The organism is Stenotrophomonas sp. STEN030 (assembly GCF_056759995.1).
Genome location: NZ_JBRREB010000046.1, coordinates 12532 through 37550 on the forward strand (window position 1 = coordinate 12532; position 25019 = coordinate 37550).

General features: G+C 64.3%; 17 protein-coding genes. 10 read left to right on the plus strand and 7 right to left on the minus strand.

Features of this window, described 5'->3' with window-relative positions; all coding sequences use genetic code 11:
* Positions 1-85: 85 nt before the first annotated feature.
* Entirely contained in the window at positions 86-2518 is a 2433-nt protein-coding gene (locus ACVOLR_RS15360; protein ID WP_481537199.1) for a TonB-dependent receptor plug domain-containing protein, read from the minus strand.
* Positions 2519-2725: 207 nt separating this feature from the next.
* Here ACVOLR_RS15360 and ACVOLR_RS15365 point away from each other — a divergent pair, with 207 nt between their 5' ends.
* From ACVOLR_RS15365 to ACVOLR_RS15390, 6 genes are all read left to right on the plus strand, one after another.
* Positions 2726-3199, plus strand: coding sequence for a DUF3574 domain-containing protein (locus ACVOLR_RS15365; RefSeq protein ID WP_481537200.1), 474 nt, complete (start codon positions 2726-2728; stop codon positions 3197-3199).
* A 55-nt stretch (positions 3200-3254) separates the two neighbouring features.
* A complete protein-coding gene (locus ACVOLR_RS15370) occupies positions 3255-4148 on the plus strand; it encodes an XAC2610-related protein (protein WP_481537201.1) in 894 nt (297 codons plus the stop codon).
* Between the two features lie 64 nt (positions 4149-4212).
* Positions 4213-5790 (plus strand): hypothetical protein, encoded by a 1578-nt coding sequence (locus ACVOLR_RS15375; protein ID WP_481537202.1) that lies wholly within the window; start codon positions 4213-4215, stop codon positions 5788-5790.
* Positions 5791-5867: 77 nt separating this feature from the next.
* Complete coding sequence (locus ACVOLR_RS15380) at positions 5868-6680, plus strand: DUF3014 domain-containing protein (protein ID WP_481537203.1); 813 nt, start codon at positions 5868-5870, stop codon at positions 6678-6680.
* Between the two features lie 177 nt (positions 6681-6857).
* Complete coding sequence (gene clpB, locus ACVOLR_RS15385) at positions 6858-9446, plus strand: ATP-dependent chaperone ClpB (RefSeq protein WP_481537204.1); 2589 nt, start codon at positions 6858-6860, stop codon at positions 9444-9446.
* Positions 9447-9728: 282 nt separating this feature from the next.
* Positions 9729-11015, plus strand: coding sequence for an O-acetylhomoserine aminocarboxypropyltransferase/cysteine synthase family protein (locus ACVOLR_RS15390; RefSeq protein WP_481537205.1), 1287 nt, complete (start codon positions 9729-9731; stop codon positions 11013-11015).
* A gap of 158 nt (positions 11016-11173) precedes the next feature.
* Here ACVOLR_RS15390 and ACVOLR_RS15395 read toward each other — a convergent pair whose 3' ends face one another.
* A complete protein-coding gene (locus ACVOLR_RS15395) occupies positions 11174-11824 on the minus strand; it encodes an NAD(P)-dependent oxidoreductase (RefSeq protein WP_481537206.1) in 651 nt (216 codons plus the stop codon).
* Between the two features lie 120 nt (positions 11825-11944).
* On the opposite strand from ACVOLR_RS15395, the gene ACVOLR_RS15400 reads away from it, so the two are divergent.
* Positions 11945-12871: a LysR family transcriptional regulator gene (locus tag ACVOLR_RS15400; protein WP_481537207.1), complete on the plus strand. Its 927-nt coding sequence runs from the start codon at positions 11945-11947 to the stop codon at positions 12869-12871.
* A gap of 43 nt (positions 12872-12914) precedes the next feature.
* Positions 12915-13793: an AraC family transcriptional regulator gene (locus tag ACVOLR_RS15405; protein WP_481537208.1), complete on the plus strand. Its 879-nt coding sequence runs from the start codon at positions 12915-12917 to the stop codon at positions 13791-13793.
* Here ACVOLR_RS15405 and ybaL read toward each other — a convergent pair.
* The 4 genes from ybaL to ACVOLR_RS15425 form a co-directional block, all read right to left on the minus strand.
* Positions 13769-15481 (minus strand): YbaL family putative K(+) efflux transporter, encoded by a 1713-nt coding sequence (gene ybaL, locus ACVOLR_RS15410; protein ID WP_481537209.1) that lies wholly within the window; start codon positions 15479-15481, stop codon positions 13769-13771. The two genes, ACVOLR_RS15405 and ybaL, sit on opposite strands and share 25 nt — an antisense overlap.
* Before the next feature lie 143 nt (positions 15482-15624).
* Positions 15625-16782, minus strand: coding sequence for an MFS transporter (locus ACVOLR_RS15415; RefSeq protein WP_481537210.1), 1158 nt, complete (start codon positions 16780-16782; stop codon positions 15625-15627).
* Entirely contained in the window at positions 16779-17981 is a 1203-nt protein-coding gene (locus tag ACVOLR_RS15420) for an MFS transporter (protein WP_481537211.1), read from the minus strand. Before ACVOLR_RS15420 ends, ACVOLR_RS15415 begins: the two co-directional genes overlap by 4 nt.
* A complete protein-coding gene (locus tag ACVOLR_RS15425; protein WP_481537212.1) occupies positions 17981-19135 on the minus strand; it encodes a serine hydrolase domain-containing protein in 1155 nt (384 codons plus the stop codon). Before ACVOLR_RS15425 ends, ACVOLR_RS15420 begins: the two co-directional genes overlap by 1 nt.
* 157 nt (positions 19136-19292) lie before the next feature.
* Here ACVOLR_RS15425 and ACVOLR_RS15430 point away from each other — a divergent pair, with 157 nt between their 5' ends.
* Positions 19293-20186 (plus strand): LysR family transcriptional regulator, encoded by an 894-nt coding sequence (locus ACVOLR_RS15430; RefSeq protein ID WP_481537213.1) that lies wholly within the window; start codon positions 19293-19295, stop codon positions 20184-20186.
* A 106-nt stretch (positions 20187-20292) separates the two neighbouring features.
* Here the strand turns inward: ACVOLR_RS15430 and ACVOLR_RS15435 are convergent, their stop codons facing one another.
* Complete coding sequence (locus ACVOLR_RS15435; protein ID WP_481537214.1) at positions 20293-22668, minus strand: TonB-dependent receptor plug domain-containing protein; 2376 nt, start codon at positions 22666-22668, stop codon at positions 20293-20295.
* A gap of 312 nt (positions 22669-22980) precedes the next feature.
* Between ACVOLR_RS15435 and ACVOLR_RS15440 the strand changes: the two genes are divergently transcribed.
* A complete protein-coding gene (locus ACVOLR_RS15440) occupies positions 22981-24858 on the plus strand; it encodes an ABC-F family ATP-binding cassette domain-containing protein (RefSeq protein ID WP_481537215.1) in 1878 nt (625 codons plus the stop codon).
* Positions 24859-25019 lie beyond the last annotated feature (161 nt).

The window sequence follows — 25019 nt, forward strand, 5'->3', positions numbered from 1 at the left end:
AGTGCACTAGCCCTTCTCCCGCGCGCGGGAGAGGGGTTGGGGTGAGGGGAGGCTCCAAGCAAGCAATCCCGCACTAAACACCCAATCAGAACGTAAACCGCACCCGCCCGTACCAATACGCGCCATTGCTGCCAATCGGCGACAACACGTCATACGGCAGGTTGCCGAAGTAGTAGATGTCCTCGTTCGACTTGTCCGGGTAGTTGTCGGTCAGGTTCTGCCCGCCAACAGCCACGCTCCACTGCGGGGTAATGCGGTATTCGACTTCCGCATCCAGCTGCCACTCGGCCTGGTAGGTCTGGGTCGGGATATAGCCACCACCAAAATCGAACACACGCTTGGCGCTGCCATGGCGGCTCACGCGGCTGCTCAACGACCAGTTGTCATTGGCCCAGCTGGCGGCGAACTGTGCGCGGGTACGCGGTGCAGCGTCGGTCAACGTATTGCTCTCTTCCACGCCGAACAGCACGTAATCCGGGTTCAATGCCAGCAGCTGCGACGGTGTGGCGACGACGTTCTTCAGCTCGGTCTTGGCGTAGCTCCAGGTGCCGGTCAGCAGCAGCTCGCCATCACCCAGTGATTGCCGCCAGTTACCAACGAACTCGGCGCCGCGGGTGCGCGTATCGGCGGCGTTGACGAAGTAATGCGCGCTCTCCAGCCCGCCGATGCCGAACTGCTGCTGCACGAAGTCAGTCAGCGCATCGCCGGTGATGCTTTCCGACAATGCGATACGGTCATCGATATCGATCTGGAACAGGTCCAGTGACAGGTCGAAATGGCTGCCGATCTGGCTGGTGAAGCCCAGGCTGTAGTTGATCGATTTTTCCGGCTTCAGGTCGGTGGCGCCCAAGGCGCGTGCGATCGGATTGTTGACCGACAACAGGCGGCCCTGCACCAGCTGGCCACCGGCGGTGTAACCGGTCGAGGTGGATTCGTAACCGATCTGGCTCAGCGACGGCGCGTGGAAGTTGTTGGAAATGGAACCACGCAGGGCGAAGGCCGGAGCAAAGGCGTAACGCGCGCCGATCTTGCCGGTCAGCTCGCCGCCGAAATCTTCGTAATGCTCATAGCGGGCAGCGATATCGGTGGAGAACTTCTCGCCGAAAGTGGACGACAGGCTGGTGTAGGCGCTGATCACATCGCGCGACAGATCGGCTTCATCCTGAGGCGTCAGCCCACCACCGGCCTGCGAGCCAGTCGGGCGGTCGGTATAGGGGCCGGCTGCATAGCTGGCCGGATCGCCAGCGCCGGTTTCGTAGCGCTCGTGACGGCCTTCGATGCCAAAGCCGAGGCTGTGGGTGTCGTTCGTGCGCACGAAGATGCGGCCGAAATCGAGGTTGGCCACGGTCTGGGCGAAGCTGAAATCGGCGGTCTTGAAGCTGGTTGGGCTGGTCGGGCCAAGCGAAGCGTTGAGCGAGTTGCGCAGGCGATAGGTGAACTCGTTGCGGCCGTGGTCGAGGCTGGCGTCGTAGTTCCAGTCGCCGAGTTCGCCACGGGCACCGGCTACCAGCTGCACGTCCAGGTTCTCGCCTTCGGAGATCGGGCGGTAGCCATTCGGATACAGCTCCTTCCAGTTGGCTTCGCCGTCCGGGTAGCGGAAGTAGTTGGCGCCTTCGGTATCGCGCTGGTTGTAGGTGCCGAAGGCATAGGCCTTGGAGGCGCTGCCGAACGGGATTTCAGCATTGAACCAGGCGTTGAGGTCCTTGCTGGCGCCATCGCCCAATGAGTAATTGCGCTTGCCGGCCAGGGCCAGATTGTCCGGGGTCTGCGCTTCCCACGGCGGGATCTGGTCGAAACCGGCACGGTTGGTGGCTTCGCGGTTCTTCAGCTCCAGACCGACGCGCAGGAAGCCGCCGTCGTCCGTCAGCGCGGTGCCGACCTTGGCGCTGAAGTAGCTGGTCTGGCCGTCGGTCAGGGTGCGGTCGATCGGCTTGAGGTCGGTGTGGTGCGCGCCGAAGCTGGCTTCGATGGCGCCGCCTTCCGGGGCATCGTCGAGGATCACATTGATCACGCCAGCTACCGCATCGGAGCCGTACAGCGCGCCGGCGCCGTCACGCAGCACCTCGATGCGCTTGATCGCGCTGACCGGGATGGCATTGAAATCTACCGGCGTGGTGCCCTTGCCGATCTTGCTGTCGGTGTTGACCAGCGCGCTGTTGTGGCGGCGCTTGCCGTTGATCAGCACCAGCACATGGTCGGGCGAGAGGCCGCGCAGCTGAGCGGCGCGGATGTGGTCGGCACCGCCGGAGTTGGACTGGCGCGGGAAGTTGAACGAGGGCAGCAGCGCCTGCAGCGCGCTGCCCAGCTCTCCGTTGACCACGCCGGCCTTGCGGATGTCCTCGGCGCTGAGCACGTCCACCGGCGAGGTGGATTCCAGCACGGTGCGGTCGACCGCGCGGGTGCCGGTGACGATCACCGTGTCCAGATTGGTGGCCTGCTGGGCATTTTGGGCAAAAGCGGGGGAAGACAGCGCCAGCGCGATGGCCAGGCCGAGCGGGGCCGAGGTGGGGCGGGACATGGGAACTCCGGGAATACGTTGGGGAAGGGCGGGGAGAAGGATTGCGGATGACGTCAAGACTTACATCCATCCGGATGAAGCGATATATTATCTTCGCGTTAACAGCGCCCGGGATGCAAGTCCTGCTGGCAATTGGCTGATAACCAAACGCGATATCCCTTGCGGTGCCTTGGATGCCACCGTGTTGCTCTTGCCCGGAGGTTTTCCATGAAGTTGCACGCTGTCCTGTTGCCCCTGCTGTTTGCCGTTGCCGCCAGTGCCAACGCTGCCCCACCTGCTGCGGAGCCGGCGCCGAGCGCGCAGCTGCACGGCGATGCCGCGCGGCCGGCCGAGGCCGGCGGTTGGGTGCGTAGCGAGTTGTATTTCGGCGTGGGCGAGGAAACCGGGCCGTCGGCCCGTGAGCAGACCGACGTGATCAGTGAGGCGCAGTGGCGCGCTTTCCTCGACAAGGAAGTGACCCCACGTTTCCCCGACGGCCTGACCGTCTTCGACGCCTACGGCCAATGGTTGTTCCGCGGTGCACCCGAGCCGAACCGGCTTCGCACCAAGGTGCTGGTGATCCTGCACGAGGACAGCCCGCAACGCCGCAACGACATCGAAGCCATCCGCCTGGCATGGAAGCAGGCCACCAAGCACCAGTCGGTGCTGTGGTCGCGGCAGCCGGTCGAGGTTTCGTTCTGATCAGCGCCGGATCGGCTAGCCTGCGGGCAGCTTCCGGTTGCAGATGAGCTCCCTTATGACGCCAGTGAAATCAACGTTGCGCCTACGCAATGGCGCCTGTGGCCTGCTGATGGTGGGCTTGTCGCTGTTGGCGGCGAAAGCGCTGGCGGCCGATGAAGGCCAGATCCGCTTCGAGGTCAGCCCGGGCGTAACTGCACAGGCGCGGCTGCTGGCTGACGGCAATATCGAGGTAGGTACCAACCGCTCAGCGGCCAAACAACGGTTGCCAGCGTCTACCGACGAAGAGGGCGGCGGCTCCCGTCTGGGCCATGCCGACTACAACTTCGACGGCTATCAGGACCTGGACACCAGCGCGACGCTGGGCCAGGTCAACGAATCAGTCACGGTCTACCTGTACGAGCCGGGCAGTGGCCAGTTCCGTGCCTTGGCCGCCCCCGAGGCGCCGGAAATCAGCTGCGAAGGCTTCTGGTCGCTGACCCCGGACCCCGCCACACGCACGTTGAGCAGCAGTTGCCGCAGCGGGCCAATGTGGTACAGCGACATTTACCGCTACCAAGGCAACAAGCTCTACCTGTACCGATCGATGCGCAATGCCTTCATCGACACCGAAGGCCTGGCGCAGGTGGTGGATCTGGGGCCAGTGGAAGATGCCGAGATACTGACGGTCTGGAGCACCTGGGACGCGGCAGGCAAACGGCTTGAGACCGCGCTATGGAATGCATTCGACCCGCCTCTGGAAGATGTCCCGATGCAGGGCCGCAGCGCATCGGTGGTACCGGCAAAGCTGCCGCTGTACAGCAAGGCTGGCGACACCTCCACCAAGCGTTACCTGCTCAAAGGCGACCGCGTCGAGCTTATGGACGAAGCCGATGGCTGGTTGCAGCTGCGCTACCGCAATCCCAGCCGTGGCCCGGTGCTGGGCTGGGTGAAACTGCCCACCAACGAATGATCTGTTCCATCCGCACGCTTTCTCCCAGCGTTACCATCGCTCCGCTTTCCTGACGATATCCCCCATGAATTCTTCCGCATCAACATCCCGCCCGCGTTGGTTCGTCGCAGGCGATCTCAACGGCTTCTTCGGTCTGGTGGTCGACAACCTGTCGATCCTAGGCTTCATCGCGATGGCGCTGGTCGGGATCTTCCAGTTCCCCGCCGATGTGGTGTTTGGCCGCATGTTCCCCGGCACCGCCTTTGGTGTGTTGATCGGCAACCTGATGTACACGGTGATGGCGCGCCGCCTCGCTGCCCGCAGCGGGCGCGATGATGTCACCGCGATGCCGCTGGGCCTGGATGCGCCGACCAGCATCGGCATGGCGCTGCTGGTGCTGGGCCCGGCCTTCGTCGGCTTCAAGCAGCTGGGCATGGACCCGCAGGCGGCAGCGATGGCGACCTGGAAGCTGGGCATGGCCTCGCTGGTGGTGATGGGCCTGCTCAAGCTGGTGCTGTCCTTCGTCGGCGATGCGGTCACCCGCCATGTGCCGCGCGCCGCCCTGCTGGGCTCCATCGGCGGTGCGGCGTTGACCCTGCTCGGCTTCCTGCCGTTGATCGAAAGCATGCGCCAGCCGCTGGTCGGCCTGGTTACGCTGGGCGTGCTGCTGTACGTGCTGGTCGCGCGCGGCGTGGTGCCGCTACGCTTGCCGGGCGTGCTGTTCTCGCTGCTGGTTGGTGTTGCCCTGTACTACGGACTGGGCGCCGCTGGCGCCCTGACCGGCTTCCAATGGCCGCCTGCTATTTCTTTCGCTGTGGCTTTGCCGCTGCCCTCACTGGGCTTTGTCGAAGGCCTGCCGCTGACCGTGCCGTATCTGTCGTTGCTGCTGCCGTTCGGTCTGTTGATGGTGGTGGGCGGCATCAATGTGGCCGAGAGCGCGCGCGCTGCCGGTGATGACTACCGCACCCGCGACATCCTGCTGGTCGAGGCCATCGCCACGCTGATCGCTGGTGTCTGCGGCGGCGTCGCGCAGACCACCCCGTACATCGGCCAGCCGGCGTACAAGCGCTTGGGCGCACGCACTGGCTACACGCTGCTGACCGGTCTGTTCATCGGAATCGGCGGCGTGTTGGGCGTCGTCGCTGGGTTGGTGCAGTGGCTGCCGGTGGCGGTGCTGGCACCGATTATTGTTTTCGTCGGTCTGGACATCACCGTGCAAGCCTTCCAGCAGACCAAGCGCGAGCATCCGATCGCGGTGGCGCTGGCCTTCCTGCCGGCGATTGCCTACCTGATCAACATCAAGTTTGGCACCTGGGTGGCACCGGACGCGGCGGCAGCACTGTATGCGGCGGTCGACGGCCATGGCCTGTCGGATGTGGCCACGCTGCAGTTGCTGGGCAATGGTTTCATCATCAGTGCGATGATCTGGGCGGCGGCCTTGGTGGCCTTGATCGAGCGCCGTCCCGGCGTGGCGGTGAGCCTGCTGTTTGTGGCGGCGGTGTTGAGCGCGTTTGGCGTGATCCATTCCACCGATCCGCGCGGCGGCGTTTACCTGCCGTGGCAGATGGAAGGCCTGCGTCAGTCGATAACTTTGCAGGTGTCAGCTGCCTATGCGGTGCTGGCGGTCGTCATCGGCCTGATGTCGCTGCAGAAACAGCGTTGATGCACGAGGCTTGAACCGCCGGGGAACCCGGCGGGATAAACAGGGTCACACCATCACATGCAACGAAGGTGCAAGTGATGCAGAAGCGCAAAGCAGTGTGGCCCTGGGCAGTGGTTGGCGTCGTCGCGGTTGGCGGCGCTGCATGGTGGATGTTCCGTGATGATGTAGCGCAGCTGCGCCAGCCCGCAGTGGCAGCTGCGCCGCCGGTTGATAACGCGGCGGCACCGATAACTCTGCCGCAAGCGCCGGCCGAACAAGCCGCCGGTCCCAAATATCCGCTCGATGTCGCCGCCGATCCGGCCTTGCCTGCACTGGCAGATAGCGATGCCTCCAGCTGGCAGGCATTGAGCGGATTGTTCCCGGCAGAAGCCTTGGCCGTGCTGCTGCGCGAACAGCTGATCCAGCGCGTGGTGGTGCATGTGGACAACCTGACCCAGCCCAGCCTGCCAGGTGCGGCGATGGCAGTGCGGCCGTTACCGGGCGCGCTGCAGCTAGAGCAGGGCAGTGCTGGCGGTGAGCAGTTGGCAGCCGCCAATGCCGCGCGGTACGCGCCCTACGTGGAAGCCTTTACCCGCGCCGACGCGGGTGCCGTAGCGGCTGCCTACAAGCGCTTCTATCCCTTGCTGCAGCAGGCCTATCGCGACATCGGCCACCCCGACGGCCATTTCAATGACAGGTTGGTAGCGGTCATCGACCACCTGCTGCAGACCCCCGAGCCAGCCCGCCCGCTGGCAGTGGAGCCGGACGGCAAGGGCCGCTATCGCTTCGTCGATCCGGCCCTGCAATCGCTGTCGATCGGGCAGAAAGCCTTGCTGCGCATGGATGCCAGCCAGCAACAGGCGGTGAAGCAGCAGCTGCGGGCTTTGCGCGCGGCGATCACGCGCGGCTGAGCCGCGCCGCCGCTTGCGTTGGATCAAGGTTGCGGTGACGGCAGCTGGTGATACTGGAGCGGGATTGTGATTGCAGCTGAACAAGGGCGCTATTCACCCTTGAATCACGCCGTTGCAACCGCATCTGAATCAGTATCGCCAGCAATGCTGGCCTCCCAACTTTGAGGAAGAAGACCCATGCGGATGGATAAGCTCACCTCCAATTTCCAGAAAGCCTTGGCAGATGCCCAGTCGCTGGCGGTTGGCCGTGATAACAACATCATCGAGCCGGTGCATGTGCTCAGCGCGCTGCTCGATCAGCCCGGTGGCAGCAGCCGGCCCTTGCTGGCCCAGGCCGGCGTCAACGTGCCGGTGCTGCGCGAGCGGCTGACCGAGGCGCTGGATGCATTGCCCAAGGTGTCCGGCCAGGCCGGCAGCCTGTCGATGGGCAACGATCTCAATCGCCTGCTCAACAACACTGACAAGCTGGCCCAGCAGCACAACGACCAGTTCATCGCCAGCGAGTGGTTCCTGCTGGCGGCGGTGGACGATGGCGGCCCGGCCGGCATGGCCCTGCGTGCTGCTGGCGCTGACAAGAACAAAGTAAAAGCCGCGATCGACAAGCTGCGCGGCGGAGAAACCGTGCAAAGCGAAAACGCCGAAGAGCAGCGCCAGGCGCTGGAAAAATACACCATCGACCTGACCGCGCGTGCCGAAAGCGGCAAGCTCGACCCGGTGATTGGCCGCGACGAAGAAATCCGCCGCACCATCCAGGTGCTGCAGCGCCGTACCAAGAACAACCCGGTGCTGATCGGTGAACCCGGCGTGGGCAAGACCGCGATTGTCGAAGGCCTGGCCCAGCGCATCATCAACGACGAAGTGCCCGAGGGCCTGCGTGGCAAGCGCGTGCTCTCGTTGGATATGGGTGCGCTGATTGCCGGTGCCAAGTTCCGCGGCGAGTTCGAGGAGCGGCTGAAGGCTGTGCTCAATGATCTGTCCAAGAACGAAGGTCAGATCATCCTGTTCATCGACGAGCTGCACACCATGGTCGGCGCCGGCAAGGGCGAGGGCGCGATGGATGCGGGCAATATGCTCAAGCCGGCGCTTGCGCGCGGCGAGCTGCATTGCATCGGCGCTACCACGCTGGACGAATACCGCCAGTACATCGAGAAGGACGCTGCGCTGGAACGCCGCTTCCAGAAGGTGTTTGTCGGTGAGCCGACGGTCGAGGACACCATTGCCATCCTGCGTGGCCTGAAGGAACGCTACGCGGTGCACCATGGCGTGGAGATCACCGACCCGGCCGTGGTTGCTGCGGCGACGCTGTCGAACCGCTACATCACCGACCGCCAGCTACCGGACAAGGCCATCGACCTGATGGACGAGGCAGCCTCGCGCATCCGCATGGAGATCGACTCCAAGCCGGAGGAACTTGATCGTCTGGAGCGTCGTTTGATCCAGCTCAAGATCCAGCGCGAAATGCTGAAGAAGGAAAAGGATGACGCCTCGCGCAAGCGCCTGGCCGATCTGGAAGCCGACATTGACACGCTGGAGCGCGAGTTCTCCGACCTCAACGAAATCTGGAAGTCGGAGAAGGCTGCGCTGCAGGGCGCTACCAAGATCAAGGAGCAGGTCGAGAAGGCAAAACTTGATCTGGAAGCTGCGCAGCGCCGCCAGGACTTCGCCAAGATGAGCGAGATCCAGTACGGCCTGTTGCCGAACCTGGAAAAGCAGCTCGCTGCTGCGCAGGAAGTGGACCGCAAGGACTTCCGGCTGGTGCAGGACAAGGTGACCGACGAGGAAATCGCCGAGGTCGTCTCGCGCTGGACCGGTATTCCGGTCAGCAAGATGCTCGAAGGCGAGCGTGACAAGCTGCTGCGCATGGAAGACATGCTGCACAACCGCGTGGTTGGGCAGGAAGAAGCAATCCGCGTGGTCTCCGACGCGGTGCGGCGCTCGCGCGCTGGCCTGTCGGATCCGAATCGCCCGAGCGGCTCGTTCCTGTTCCTGGGCCCGACCGGTGTGGGCAAGACCGAGCTGACCAAGGCGCTGGCCGACTTCCTGTTCGACTCGCCGGACGCGATGGTGCGCATCGACATGAGTGAGTTCATGGAGAAGCACAGCGTGTCGCGCCTGATCGGCGCGCCCCCGGGTTATGTGGGCTACGAGGAAGGTGGCTACCTGACCGAAGCGGTGCGTCGTCGCCCGTACAGCGTGATCCTGCTGGACGAGGTGGAGAAGGCGCATCCGGATGTGTTCAACATCCTGCTACAGGTGCTGGACGATGGTCGTTTGACCGATGGACAGGGCCGCACGGTGGACTTCCGCAACACCGTCATCGTGATGACCTCGAACCTGGGCTCGCACCAGATCCAGGACATGAGCGGCGACGACAGCCCGGAAGCCTATACGCAGATGAAGGCCGCGGTGATGGGCGTGGTGCAGGCGCACTTCCGTCCGGAGTTCATCAACCGCCTGGACGACATCGTCGTGTTCCACCCGCTGGACAAGCAGCAGATCAAACAGATCGCACGCATCCAGATGCGTGGGCTGGAGAAGCGCCTGGGCGAGCGTGGCCTGAGCCTCGATGTGTCGGATTCGGCCTTCGATGTGTTGAGCAATGTCGGCTTCGATCCGGTGTATGGCGCACGTCCGTTGAAGCGTGCGATCCAGGCCCAGCTGGAGAATCCGTTGGCGCAGAAGATTCTGTCCGGCGAGTTCGTCAGCGGCGACACCATCAAGGTGGAAGCCGGTGGTGGTGGACATTTGCAGTTTGGCAAGGGCTGAGAGCCGGAGCCAACGCTTCAAAAGCTTCAAAAGCTTCAAAAGCTCTAAGAGCTGCCCTCACCCCAACCCCTCTCCCGCATGCGGGAGAGGGGCTAGGATCGTGTCGGCGGCTAGTGCATTAGCCCCTCTCCCGTTTACGGGAGAGGGGTTGGGGTGAGGGGAAGCTTCTAGCTGAAAATGCATCAGAAGATTCCATCCCCTCACAAGTAACCCCTGCAACCGTCCACCGGTTGCCATCCATCCTCGGCTATCGTCAGCGGTCACTCCTTAGCGAGCACTCCGATGACCGACCCGCAGTGGAAGCCTGAAACCATCGCCGTGCATGGCGGCTATTCCCCTGATCCGACCACCCGCGCAGTCGCGGTGCCGATCTACCAGACCGTTGCCTACGCCTTTGACGACACCCAGCACGGTGCCGATCTGTTCGACCTCAAGGTGCAGGGCAATATCTATACCCGCATCATGAACCCGACCACCGATGTGCTGGAGAAGCGCATCGCGGCCTTGGAAGGCGGCATCGGTGCGTTGGCGCTGGCCTCGGGCCAGGCCGCGATCACCTACGCCATCCAGACCATTGCCGAGGCCGGCGACAATATCCTGGCGTCCAGCGCGCTGTACGGCGGCACCTACAACCTGTTCGCGCATACGCTGCCGCAGTTCGGCATCCAGACCCGCTTTGCCGACTACCGCGATCCGCAGGCCTTTGCGGCCTTGATCGACGAGCGCACCAAGGCGGTGTTCGTCGAGTCGATCGGCAACCCGCGTGGCAACATCACCGATATCGAGGCCATCGCCAGGATCGCCCACGCCCATGGCGTGCCGGTGATCGTCGACAACACCGTGGCTACGCCGTATCTGCAGCGCTCGTTCGATTTCGGCGCCGATATCGTCGTGCACTCATTGACCAAGTATCTCGGCGGCCATGGCACCAGCCTTGGCGGCGCGATTGTCGATTCGGGTCGTTTCCCGTGGGCCGAGCACAAGGAGCGCTTCCCGCGCCTCAATACGCCGGATGTGAGTTACCACGGTGTGGTCTATACAGAAGCGCTTGGCCCGGCGGCCTTCATTGGCCGTGCGCGGGTGGTGCCGTTGCGCAACATGGGCGCGGCGATTTCGCCGTTCAACGCGTTCCAGATCCTGCAGGGTATCGAGACGCTGGCGCTGCGTATGGACCGGATCAACAGCAATACGCTGGCTGTGGCCAATTATCTGCAGAAGCACGCGAAAGTTGCCTGGGTGAACTACGCCGCATTGCCTGATCATCCGGAGCATGCGTTGGTGCAGAAGTATCTGCGCGGGCATGGCTCGGGTGTGTTGACGTTCGGCTTGCCGGGCGGGCGTGAGGCTGGGGCGCGCTTCCTGGATGCGCTGCAGTTGTTTACACGGTTGGTGAATCTGGGTGATGCCAAGTCCTTGGCTACGCATCCGGCGTCCACCACGCATCGGCAATTGGATGCGGCGGAGTTGGAGAAGGCGGGGGTGACGCTGGATACCGTGCGTCTGTCGGTGGGCATCGAACACATCGATGACTTGCTGGCGGATCTGGAGCAGGCGTTGGCTGGGGCTTGAGAGGCAGATCAAGAGCGGAGTCTGCTTGTTAGAAGCTTCCCCTCACCCCAACCCCTCTCCCGCAGGCGGGAGAGGGGCTCGCATTGCTTGCCCTCGTAGTGCACTAGCCCCTCTCCCGTTAACGGGAGAGGGGTTGGGGTGAGGGCAGCTTTCAGCTTTTACCAGGCAACCGTAAACCGCATGCCAATGTGCTTCGGCGCATCCAGCTCATCCACCACTGCTACCGCCAGATCCGCTGCGCTGATCGTGCCCGGGCCATCGCCAGTGCTCAGCGGCGTCTCGCTGCCAACCCGGTAGTTGCCGGTGCGCTCGGTCGCACTACCCGGATGGAACGCAACCGGCGGGCTCAGCTGGGTCCAATCCAACGACGTCTCATCGCGCAGCTCGGTCAGCGCATCACGGGCCGCGCTGGCGCCGGGATAGATCGCGGCCGGGAAGTTGGGTGAATCCACCAGCTGGGTACCGTCTGGCGCATACAGGCTGCCGGCGCCACCAATCACGATGTAACGCTTCACGCCCGCAGCCTTGGTGCCGGCGACGATCGCGCGGGTGCCGCGCAGGAACTCGTTGTACAGATCCGGGTTGGCCCAGCCGGCGTTATAGGCGCTGATCACCGCGTCGGCACCGGCAACGGCTGCCTGCACTTCATCGGCATTGAGCACATCAGCCTTGGCCACCTGCAGCTGCGGTCGGGCTTCCAGCTTGGCCGGGTCGCGGACCAGCGCGGTCACGTCATGGCCGCGGGCCAGCAGTTCGTCGAGTACGGCCTTGCCGACAAAGCCGGTGGCACCGATCAGGGCAACTTTCATGGGAACGTCCTTGGGGTGGGGAATGAGGCCAGTGTCCGCCGATAGCCGGGGCAGTGGCAGTCGCAAAAAATCACAACCACCTTGAAGCTGTGCTTCACAATGGAAGGACGGAGGTGTCCCTTGGATAGCGTCAAACGGATGGCCTTGTTTGCCCAGGTGGTGCAGCACGGTTCGATGAGTGCGGCGGCGCGGGCGCTGGGCATGAGTACCTCGGCGGTGAGTCAGCAGGTGCGCGCCCTGGAGCAGGACGCTGGCGTCGCCTTGCTGCACCGTTCGACGCGGCGCTTGGCACTGACCGATGTAGGCAGTCGCTACTACGCCGCCTGCGCGCGCCTGCTGGATGCAGCGGGCGAGGCCGAGGCAGAGCTCTCGGCGGCCCGGCAGGCACCCAGCGGTGAGTTGCGCCTGTCAGCGCCGTTGGGCATGGCCGCGCATATCGGGCCGGCCCTGGGTGCTTGGTTGCAGGACAACCCGCAGCTGCGCCTGCACCTGTTCTTTGACGATGGTTGGACCGATCTGTTGCAGGCGCGCATCGATGTAGCGCTGCGCTTCGGCCAGCTGCCGGACAGCGACTGGATGGCGCAACGCCTGGGCAGCCTGCAACGCTGGCCGTGCGCGGCACCGGCATGGCTGCAGCGGCACGGGCTACCCGGCGATCCGCTGCAGATACCCGCGGCCGAATGGCTGGGCATGCCGCAGGTGCCGGGACTGGTCTGGAGGCATCGCGAAAACGGCGAGGAGCGGTTGGTGCCCGCGCACCCGCGCATCGCCAGCCAGAACCAGCCGGCGGTGTTGCGCTTGTGCGAGGCCGGTCTGGGCGTGGCGGTGCTGACCTGTCTGGATGCCTCGCCCCTATTGGATGCAGGCAGCCTGCAGCGCTTGCTGCCGGAATGGGAGGTGCCGCCACTGCCGGCCTGGGCGGTTACTCCGCATCGACAGACCCAGCCAGCCAAGGTGCGCCAGGCCATCGACCTGCTGCAGGATTACCTGGCGCGCGTGCCGGGTGAGCCGGCAGCGACTGCGCAAGATCGGAACCGCGCGAGCTGAGCGGCGGCGTTGCAATGGCATCACCTTCCATGGAGACATCGCAATGAAAGCCAATGTCGCGCAGTTGCCACGCCTGGACCGGGTCATCGCCTGCCTGCAGCAAAGCATCGATGTCGGCGGGCCGTTGCCGGATCTGGATGCACTGGCTGCCATTGCCCATTACTCGCCGTTCCACTTCCATCGCGTGTACCGCGCGCTGACCGGCGAAACCATCGGCCGCACCGTGCAGCGGCTGCGCGTGGTCAAGGCCTTGCAGCGCTTGGCGCATAGCGATGCCAGTGTTACCGAGATCGCCTTGCTGGCCGGTTACGACACACCGCAAGCCTTGGCGCGGGTGCTGCGGGAGACGGTGGATGCCAGCGCCAGCGAGCTGCGGGGCGATCCCAAGCACTTGGCCGCCAGCATCGAGCAGTTGTCACGTCCATTGCCGCGAGCTGAAAAGTCCGCGCCACTGAGCGTGGAAGTCATCACGCTGGAACCATTCGAAGTGGTGGCGCTGCGTGCGCAGGGTGCCTTTGATGATCTGGATGGCGTGTTTGGTGAACTGTTCGGCTGGGCTGCGGAGCAGGGCCTGATCGAGCAGCTACAGCAGCTGATCGGCGTGCCGCTGGGCGATCACCGGGAAGTGCCTGCCGAAGAGCTGCTGTTTGATTGCGCACTCGCGCTGGATACCGAACTGCCGGCGCTGCCGGAATCACTGCAGCGCTTGGTCCTCGGTGGCGGCCGCATGGCGCGGCTGCGCCATGTCGGCAGTTACGCGCTGCTGGAAGACGCCACCGATCAGCTGCTGCGCGATTGGTTGCCGGGCAGTGGCCACGCCCTGCGTGATGCACCGCTGCATTACCACTTCCTGGACGACCCCGAAGAGGTACCCGAGGCCATCCTGCGCGCCGATATTTATGTGCCGCTGGCGGCCGGCTGAGGCATGCCCGGGCGCAGGCTGCGGTACGGCGGGGTGGACATGATCATCTCCGCCAGCGAATAGGCCAGCTCGCGCTCGGCCATCACCGTGCCATCGGCGCCATGGTCGAGCAGATGTTTGACCTCGGCGTCGCTGTGGGCGCGGGCGAGCAAGGTCAGATTGGGGTTGATCGCGCGCAGCTTGGCCAGCACTTCGCCTGACTCCAGTGGCTGTGGGATCGCCAGCACTGCAATCGTCGCGCGCTCTGGATGCGCTTCGGCCAGCACCTTGTCTGAGGCAGCACTGCCACGAATGCCGGGAATGCCTGCGGCGTGTGCGCGTTCTACGTGCTCGCGGTTGTCATCGATCACCAGCACTGGCACACCGCGGTCGCGCAGCACCTGCGCCAGCTCGCTGCCAACCCGGCCATAGCCGACCACGATGGCGTGGTCCTGCAGGTCCAGCGACGGGCCCGGTGGGATTTCGGGCACTTCCGGTACCGGCGTGGTTTCCTTATGGCGCGCCTGCCAGCGGTCGAGCAGGCCGAATACCACCGGGTTGAGCATGATCGACACCAGTGCACCGGCCAGTACCAGCGATTGCCCGGTCGGCGGCAGGATTTTCAGCGCCACACCGAGGCCGGCGATGATGAAAGCGAACTCGCCGATCTGCGCCAGCGACGCGGAAATGGTCAGCGCGGTGCTCTTGGAATGGCCGAACGCACGCACGATGAAGAAGGCTGCAGCCGACTTGCCGAACATGATGATCAGCACCGTTGCCAGCACCTGCCACGGATGCTCGACGATGATCATCGGGTTGAACAACATGCCGACCGAAACGAAGAACAGCACCGCGAACGCATCGCGCAGCGGCAGCGAATCGTGTGCCGCCTTATGGCTGAGCTCGGATTCGTTGAGCATCATGCCGGCGAAGAACGCGCCCAGTGCGAAGGACACGCCGAACAAGGCGGCAGCGCCGAACGCCACACCCAATGCAATTGCCAGCACGCACAGGGTGAACAACTCGCGCGAACCGGTGCCGGCCACTTTTTCCAGCACCCACGGAATGACACGGCGGCCGACCACCAGCATCACCGCCACGAACAGGCCCAACTGCACGAAGGTCCAGCCAATCGAGGCCAGCAGCCCGCCGATGGACAACTCCTTGCCGTTGGCCTCGGGGCCGAATACGTCGGCGATCACCGGCATCATCACCAGTGCCAGCACACAGGCCAGGTCTTCCACGATCAACCAGCCGACCGCGATCTTGCCGCGCGTGGTTTCCAGCAGGCGGCGCTCTTCCATCGCCCGCAGCAGCACCACGGTGGAGGCGGTGGCCAGCGAGAAACCAAAGATCACGCCATGCAGCACCGGCCAGCCCATCAACGTGGCCACGCCCCAGCCGAGCAGGGTGGCGACCAATATCTGGCCGATCGCGCCGGGGATGGCGATGGCCTTGACCGCCATCAGGTCCTTCAATGAGAAGTGCAGGCCAACCCCGAACATCAGCAGCATCACGCCGATTTCGGCCAGCTGGTTGGCCAGCGCCTGATCGGCGACAAAGCCCGGCGTGAACGGTCCCACGATGACACCGGCAACCAGATAGCCCACCAGCGGCGACAGCCGCAGTTTGTTGGCCAGGGCACCAAGCACGAAGGCCAGGCCCAAACCGATGGCAATCATGTTGATCAGGGCGGTGTCATGGTGCATCAGGGCTCGCTGGGTCGGGTGGGGGATGCCTCGATTCTAAAGGTGCTACCGGTGTACATGCGGCTAAATGCCGGAAATATCCGATATTTTTTTGGAATTGAGGGTTGCGGTGGCTCCCTTGAAGGCCGCTCGCGCTGCGCCCTTCATGCTGCACGAGCGGCCTGCCATGGCTTCCTGGCCAGCACCGTGACAGCCGCCAACGCGGCAAACAACCAGCCACTCCAGATGATTCCGTTTATCCCCAAGGCGCCGATGAGGCTGCCGCCGAGCGCGGCGCCGAGCACCACACCGAGGTTGGCGGCGGAAACATACAGGCTGGTGGCGAACTCGGGTGCCTCGGGCGCGGCCGAGCTCATCCACATCTGGCTGACGATCAACCCGCTGGCGTGGGCTGCGCCCCATAGCAGGCAGATCGGCAGCATGCCTGCCAGCGCCGGTGAGGCGAAGCGCAGCAGTAGCGCATAGGCCGCCGCCAGCAGCACCGGGTATGCCAGCACGGTCCAACCGAGCTGGCGGTCCAAGGCGCGGCCTGCCAACAGGTTGCCGAGTACGCCGCCCACACCGAAGACGCCGAGCAGCAGGCTGATCGCCTCGCCGTCCAGCCGGGCTTGGCGGGCAAGGTATTCGGCCGCGTAGCTATAGACCGAGAACATCGCGGCGAACACGCACACCGCTGTTGCGATCGACAGCCACACCTTGCTCCGGCGCAGCACCGCCAGCGGATCGATGATCGTCGTTCGCGTTGTTCCGCGCCCATCAGGCAGCTTGATCCACAGACCGATGGCGGCCGCCAGATTCACCGTCGCGCAGAACAGGAACGGGGCCTCATAGGACAAGGCTGCTCCGACCCAGCTTGCCACCGGCACGCCCAGCACTAAGCCCAATGTGGTGCCGGAGAAGGCCAGCGCGGTGGCATGCGCCGCCCGTTGTGGCGGGTAGAGCGCGATAGCGGAGGCAAAGGCCATCGAGAAGAACACCGGGTGCAGCAGGGCAGAGGGCACACGCAACGCCATCAATACCGCGAAGCTGGGTGCCCAGGCTGACAGCAGGCTGCACAGGCTGAAGACCAGCAAGGACGCCACCAACACCTTGCGGCGGTCGAAGCGACCAAACCACAGCACCAGCGCAGGCCCGCACAATGCAACCACCGCTGCGAACAGCGCGACCAGCCAACCGGCCTGGGCGACGCTGATGCCATGGCGCTGGATGATGGCAGGCAGGATGCCGACCACACTGAACTCGACGGCATAAAGCCCGAACAGCCCCAAGGCAATGAAGAACAGCGCACTGGACCTGTTCATGGCTGCGCCTCGCTGCGGCCACCCAGCGCCGCCTTGGCTGCTGCAAACCCATGCTGTTTGGCAAGCCAGACCACCACCAGCGTTGCCAGCAACAGCACCAGTAGCACCGGGGCGAAGGCGCTGACGCCCCATCGGCCAAGCAGCGCACCGCCGATGATGCCGCCACCGGCGATTGACGCGTTCCAGGCGGTGACCAGCATGGATTGGGCGACATCGGCCGCGTCCCCGGCGGCCTTTGCCAAAGCCGTCTGGAACAGGGTCGCAGCGCCGCCGAAGGCAATACCCCAGACCGCCACTGCGGCGTAGACCACAAGCGGCGTCTCACTGGCCAGCCCGAGAGCGAGTGCGGCCGCGCCGAACAGTACGGTGCTGGCAAGCGTCAACGCACGCAGGTGTTGATCGACCAGCACGCCGACGATCCAGATGCCCAGCAGTGAGGTCATGCCGAACACCAGCAGCACCAGGTCGGTGCGCCCGCCCATGCCGGCAGCGCTCAGGAATGGCGCGATGTAGGTGTAAAGAATGTTGTGGGCCAGCACGAAGCCCAGCACCACGAGCAGCACCGGACGAACACCGGCGATGAAGAACACCTGCCGCAGCGGCAGCTGCCGGCTTGCCGACTGACCTGCGAAGTCCGGCACCTTGAACCGCACCCACAGCATCAGCGCCAACGCCAATAGGCTCATCGTGCCAAAACAGATGCGCCAGCCCAGCAGGTTGCCGAACAAGGTGCCGGCCGGCACGCCCAGCGACAGCGCCAGCGGCGTGCCCACCATTGCGATGGCAATCGCCTTGCCTTGTTGATGCGCGGGCACCATGCGCGCCGCATAGCCCGCCAGCAAGGCCCACAGCAGACCGGCGGAAACACCGGCGAGAAAGCGGGCCAGCATCGTCAGCGTGTAGCTGCTGGAGAAGGTGGTGACCGTATTGGCAATGGCGAAGCCAGCTATTGCCGCCAGCAGCAGCGGGCGACGGCGTACACCTTGGGTGGCGCTGGTCAGTGGAATCGCCGCCAGCAGCGAGCCGATCGCGTAGACCGTCACGGTCTGTCCTATCCATGCTTCGGACACGGCAAGGCCGCGCGCCATCTGCGGTAGCAGGCCAGCGGGCAATGCTTCGGTGAGGATGGTGATGAAGCCAGCCATGGCCAATGCGAGCAGTGCACCAAGGGGCAAACGTTCAGAGGCTGCGGCGCGCATCAGTGCAGCTCCACTGCAGCGTAAACCGCGTCGCGCAGGTCAGTGACGAAGCGACCGGACATGCCTTCGTACAGCGTATTGGTGAAGGCGACCACGCTCAGGCCCTGTGCCCTGTCCACAAACCAGGAATGACCGTAGGCGCCGCCCCAACGCCAGGTGCCTGGCGATTCCGGTGTGGCGGCAAGCACTGGGTCGCGCAGGACGGAGAAGCCGAGGCCGAAGCCGAAACCCGGTGCGCTGGGCAGCTCCAGCCCAGCGGTCTGGTCACTCCCCATCTCAGCGATCAGTTCGGCAGGCAGCAACCCATTGCCGCCAACGCGCAGTGTTTCCAGCAAACGCAGCAGGTCACCGGCAGTGCCAGCCATGCCCGCGCCAGCCGAGGGGAAGGCATGCGCATCGAAGATGCGTGCCGGGCTGTAGCTGATGCCGATGGCGCCATCGAACGGCGAAACAATCTCGCCCTCGCTGAGCAGGTGTGGCTGCGCTGCATCGCTTACATAGGCGCTTGCCACGCGCTGGGAATCACCGGCGACGAAGCCGGTATCGCTCATCCCCAGCGGACCGGTTAGCAGTTGCTGCACGGCCTGCTGCAGCGGCGTGCCGTGGATGCGTTCGATCAAGGCACCCAGCACATCGGTCGCCAGCGAGTAGCCCCAGGCGCTGCCGGGTTGGTAGAGCAGCGATACTCCGGCGAGGCGGCGCAGGTTTTCCTGCAGGCTGATGCCGGAGGCATCCATGCCGTCGGAGACGCCTGCCCGGGCATACGGACCGTCAGCATCGGGCTCGAAGAAACGGTAACCAAGGCCTGCGGTGTGGCTGAGCAGTTGCCGTGCGCTGATCCGTGCCGGGCGACCGTCGGCCAAGCGTGGCTGGAATTCCGGCAGCCAGTGTTCGATGCCTGCGTCCAGCTCGAGTTTGCCCTGTGCCACCAGCACCATGGCTGCGGTGGAGACGATCGGCTTGCTGACCGAAGCCAGCCGGAACACGGTGTTCACACTCATCGGGCGCGCGCTGGCGCGGTCGGCGAGGCCGCTGGCCTGGCGGTGGATCAACTCGCCGTCACGGGCGACCAGCACCACCGTGCCGACCAGACGCTGTTGGTCCAATGCCTGCTGCACGACGGTCTGGATGGGTGCCAAAACCGGATCAGGCATGGCACGTGGGGGTATGGGAAACGTGGGGGTCGTCATCGCGGTTGGCTCGCTTGAATGGGCAGGCCGTGACGATAGAAATCCAGCGATTGAAGAAAAAGCAGGCTGCAGTTCCGTGATGCGCGGAATAAAATGTCCGCAATCAAACGGAAGGCGGATCATGGACAGCCTCAACGGCTTCGTGGTGTTTGTGCAGGTGGCTGAAACGCGCAGCTTCGTCGCGGCCGGGCGTGAGTTGGGGGTGTCGGCCTCGGCGATCGGCAAGAGTGTTGCGCGGCTGGAAGAGAAGCTGGGTGTGCGTCTGTTTCACCGCAGCACCCGCAGCGTGACCCTCACCGCTGAAGGCACGCTGTTCCTGGAGCGCAGCCGTCGCATCCTGGCCGAGATTGATGCCGCAGAGCTGGAACTGTCGCAGGCCAGCGCGGCGCCACGCGGACGCCTGCGGGTGAGCCTGCCGTTGGTCAGTTCGTTGATGCTGCCGGTGCTGGGCGAGTTCATGCGCGCGTATCCGCAGATCGAGCTGGACCTGGACTTCACCGACCGCATGGTCGATGTCATCGAGGAAGGCTTCGATGCGGTGGTGCGCACCGGTGAACCGGCCGACTCGCGTCTGTCGGCGCGCCGTCTGGGTAGCTTTCATATGCGGCTGGTGGCGTCGCCAGAGTACCTGGCGCGCCGCGGCGTGCCGCAGACGCCGGCCGATCTCGAGCAGCACAGCTGCCTGCACTATCGCTTCCCCAACAGCGGCAAGCTGGAAAGCTGGGTGCTGCGGCGCGCAGCCGGCGAGACCGAGCTGCAACTGCCGACTTCGATGATCTGCAACAACATCGAGACGCGCGTGTGCTTCGCGCTGCGCGGCCTGGGGATTGCCTACCTGCCGGATTTCGCCATCCGCGAGCCGCTGGCCGCGGGGCTGCTGCAGCCGATCCTGGTCGATCAGGTGGGTGGAGCTGGTGTTTTCAACGTGCTGTGGCCGGCCAGCAAATACCCGTCGCCGAAGGTGCGGGCACTGGTGGATTTCCTCTGCGCGAAGGTGTTTCCGGAAGCTGCCTGAGGCAGTGCTTGCGCTGCAACGCGTTGTGGCCGGGCAACGGCAATCCAGTGCAAAGAAGGTGCCCCGGTTTCCCAGGGCATCTTCCTTTCACGACATCGAACCGGTTTTACCAGGTGTAGCTGATACGGCCGTAGACGTAAGCGCCGTTGAAGCCATACGGGGAGTAGTTGCTGTACGGCAGCATGCCCCAGGTCGAGTTCTGCAGATCGGCAGTGCGGTCCGGGTACTGGTCCAGCAGGTTGTCGGCACCCAGGGTCAGCTTCCAGTTTTCGCTGGGCTTGAAGCTGGCCGAGGCATCCACCACCCAGCTGGCGTCGTAGGTCTGGTCGCGGGTAGCAGTGGCCGAGTTGCGCACGGTGAAGCTGCCGTAGCGGGTGGCCGACAGGCCCAGTTCCCAGCGGTCCGAGCGCCAGGTGCCGCTGACGATGGCCTTGTCACGCGGGAAGCTGTCCTCGATGCGGCCGATTTCGTCGCGACCGATCAGCGACTGGGTGATGCCCAGGCTGCCGAACACCGCCGGCGAGGCGATGAACTTCTTCACCTCGGTTTCGTTGTAGCTGTAGGCAGCGGTCAGCTCCAGATTGCTGGCGGTGAACGGGATGGTGTAGCTGGAGACCGCATCAACACCGCGGGTGCGGGTGTCCACGCCATTGGTGAAGTAGGAGAACGCGGTGACCTGCGGCAGCCCAAGGCCGGCCAGCAGCGCATTGGCAGCAGCGTTGGTGGTGATGTTGGTGGACAGCGCGATGCGATCGTCGATATCGATCTGGTAGGCATCGACGGTCAGATACAGGCGATCAACCGGCTGCAACACCAGGCCCAGGCTGTAGGAAGTGGAGCTTTCGGCCTTCAGCGGGCTGGCGCCCAGCGCCTGTGCGGCAAGGCTGGTGGTGGGGAAGGTGCCGCGGTCAACGAAGGCACCGTTGATGATGGTGCTGGTCACCGCCTGGTAGCTCTGCTGGGCCAGCGACGGGGCGCGGAAGCCGCTGGAAGCGGTAGCACGCAGCGCGACCTTGTCGGTGAAGGCGTAGCGCGCCGACAGCTTGCCGGAGAACTTGTCGCCGAAGTCCGAGTAGTCCTCGTAGCGACCGGTCAGGCCGGCGGAGAACTTTTCGGTCAGGTCGGCTTCCAGGCCAGCATAGACAGCATAGTTGTGGCGGTCGTTATGCACTTCGTTGGTCGGGGTGAAACCACCGAAACCCTGCGCGCCGCTGCCGGTATAGGAGTTCAGCTCACCTGCTTCCTGTTCCCACTTCTCGCGACGGTACTCACCACCGAAGGACAGCGTGACCGGGTAGGCCAGGCCCCAATCCAGCGACTTGGTGATGTCGGCGTTGAAGATGTCCTGCTGGTACTTCAGCGTGCCGTCGTAGAACGAGGTCGGGCTGTTCACGCCCAGGCTGTAATTGATGCTGTTGCGGGTGTGGAAATCCAGGGTGTTTTCACCATGGTTGACGCTGACATCCCAGGTCCAGCCGCTCTCGGTATTGCCCTTGACGCCGGCCACCAGCGAGCGGTCCTTGGAGTACTGGTTGATCTGCGGCACGTAGCCGTCCGGGTAGGTCTGCGCCAGCAGCGCGGTCTGGCCGCTGTGGTTGGGCGAGCGGTAGAACGCAAACGAGGTGATGTCGCGGTTGCTCAGCAGCGCGCTGGCGTAGGCGCTGATGTTGTCGCTGAAGTTGAAGCCGGCATTGACCGAGGCTGCGGTGGCATCCACGCGCGGGTCGCCGACCACGAAGGTCTTTTCACCGATGGACGGGAAGTTGCCGGTGTTCGGCGTGGTGCCGCGGTAAGGACCGGCGCGGTTGCTCTCGTCCTGCTGGCTGACCTGGCCGGCGAAATGCACGCTGCCACGGCCATCGGCAAAGCTGACGCCGGTGTCGCCGGAGAGCTGGTACTTGTTGCCGTCACCGGCCGAGTACTGGCCGTAATCCACGGCGAGGCTGCCGCCCTTGCCGCTGCCCTTGAGCACGATGTTGACCACGCCGGCGATGGCGTCCGAGCCGTACTGGGCGGAGGCGCCGTCACGCAGCACTTCCACGCGCTCGATGGCGGCGATCGGAATGGCATTGATGTCCACCGCCGAAGAACCGCGGCCGATGCTGCCGTTGACGTTGATCATCGCCGAGGTGTGGCGGCGCTTGCCGTTGACCAGCACCAGCACCTGGTCAGGCGAGAGGCCGCGCAGCTGCGCCGGGCGGATGCCGCTGGTGCCGTCGGTCAGGGCAGGGCGCGGGAAGTTCAGCGAAGGCAGGGCGCGCGACAGCGCGGTGGCCAACTCACCGGTGCCGGTGGACTGCAGCGCCTCCGGGGTAATGATGTCGATAGGCGACTGCGACTCGGCCACGGTGCGGTCGGCGACGCGGGTACCGGTAACGATCACGGTATCCAGGGTATTGGCGGTCTGGGCCAGGGCGGGCAGGGCCGGGGCGCCAAGGGCGATGGCAATGGCGACGGCTAGGGTGCTGGACTTGCGGTTCATCAGGTTGCAGCTCCGGTATTGAGTGGCGGCATCGGCGGCGCGTGGGGTTCGCGGCTGTTGCGGTGCGCCATTAACGAATTAATGGAATTTTTACCTCGTGTCAAACCGGATGGCGCAGCTAAATTGTTGCTTTTGAAAGCTTTTTCAGTTCAGCAAAGGCGATTTGGCATTGCGAGTACTTGCTCCCCGTCAGGCAACGCCGTTCAGGCGCGTGCGATAACAGGAGGTGAGTCAAGTATTGGTTAACGTTAGAATTGCGTCGCAGGAATGCTGCTCACATGCACATTCCTTTTCGTTATAACGGACCTATTCATGATTTCCCTTCGTAATTTCGCCCTTCGCCGGGGCGAGCGCCTGCTGTTGTCCAACGTAGACCTCACCCTGCATGCCGGCTATCGCGTAGGCGTGGTGGGCCGTAATGGCGCAGGTAAATCCAGCCTGTTTGCTGCCGTGCGTGGTGAACTGGAAGCCGACAAGGGCGACGTGTCGCTGCCTGGCAAGATCCGCATCGCCGACGTCGCCCAGGAAACCCCTGCGCTGACCGACCGCGCCATCGACTATGTGCTCGGCGGTGACGACGTGGTCGCCGCGGTGCTGCAGGAAGCCGCCGCCGCTGCTGCGCGCGAAGACTGGGAAGCCGTCGCCAACGCGCACCAGAAGATGGGCGAGCTCAATGCCTATGACGCCGAAGCCCGTGCAGGCAAGCTGCTGCATGGTTTGGGTTTCCCGGCCAACACCCACGAGCGTCCAGTTGCGGCGTTCTCCGGTGGCTGGCGTGCGCGCTTGAACCTTGCCCGCGCGCTGATGATGCCCAGCGACCTGTTGCTGCTCGACGAACCGACCAACCACTTGGATCTGGACGCCGTGTACTGGCTCGAACAGTGGCTGCTGAAGTACCCGGGCACGCTGCTGCTGATCTCGCATGACCGCGAGTTCCTCGACAACGTCGCCACGCATACCCTGCACCTGCACAGCGGCACCGCCAAGCTCTACCCGGGTGGTTACACCGACTTCGAGCGCCAGCGTGCCGAGCACCTGCGCCAGCAGCAGATCACGCACGAGAAGGAACAGGCCGAGCGCGCGCACCTGCAGAGCTTCATCGATCGCTTCAAGGCGCAGGCCAGCAAGGCCACCCAGGCGCAGAGCCGCATGAAGCGTCTGGCCAAGATGGCAGGCACCGAAGCGGTGCGCGCCGAGCGCGAGTTCCGCATCGAGTTCTCGCCGCCGGCCAAGCTGCCGTTCTCGCTGATCCGCCTCAACGACGTCACCGCTGGCTACGGTCCGGACGCGGTGATCCTGGACAACGTCGGCTTCGGTCTGGAAGCAGGCCAGCGTGTCGGCCTGCTTGGCCCGAACGGTGCCGGTAAGACCACGCTGGTGAAATCACTGGTTGGCGACCTGCCGTTGCTGGCAGGTGACCGCATGGCCCACCCGGATCTGCAGATTGGTTACTTCGCCCAGCACACGGTGGAATCGCTGCACGCCGGCATGACGCCGATGGATCACTTCCGCGAGATCGCCCCGGACGGTGTGAACCAGTCGTTCCGCGACTTCCTCGGCAAGTGGAACTTCGCGGGCGATCGCGCATTCGAGACCGTGGATGGTTTCTCCGGTGGTGAGCGTGCGCGTCTGGCGCTGGCCTTGATTGCCTGGCAGCAGCCGAACGTGCTGCTGCTCGACGAACCGACCAACCACCTTGATCTGGAAATGCGCGAGGCGCTGGCCGAAGCACTGGCCGTGTTTGAAGGCGCAATCGTGATGGTTTCGCATGACCGCCATCTGATTGGCCTGGTCTGCGATACGTTCTGGCGTGTAGCCGATGGTGTGGTTGAGCCGTTTGCAGGCGATCTGGACGAGTACGCACAGTGGTTGCGCACCCGCGCCAGCGCACAGGGTTCACGCAACAAGAGCGACCGTCAGGAGAAGCCGGCAGCTATCGCACCGGTTGCACAGGTGGCACCGGTCAAGCCAACTTCGAACAAGAAGCCGATCAATCCACACAAGCTGGAAGCGGCCGAGAAGAAGGTCGAGCAGCTGGGTGAATCGCTGGCTGAAGTGGATGCGCAGCTGGCTGATTCGGCCAACTACGCCGACGCGGCGAAGATGGCCCGGCTGGGCGGCGAGCGTGAAGTGCTGGCGCAGCAGCTGGAGCAGGCTGAAGCGACCTGGATGGAGATGCTGGAAGACTGAGCCTTGTAGGAGCGGCGTCAGCCGCGAAGCTGACAATGCCGGTAATGTCCCTGTAGAGCCGAGATCCTATGTTCGCGGTCAAGCCTGCTGGAAGCAGGCTTGACCTACTCTCAGCATGGTCGGATCGAAATCCCGGCCGCTCTTGAAGACACCCCACGCGA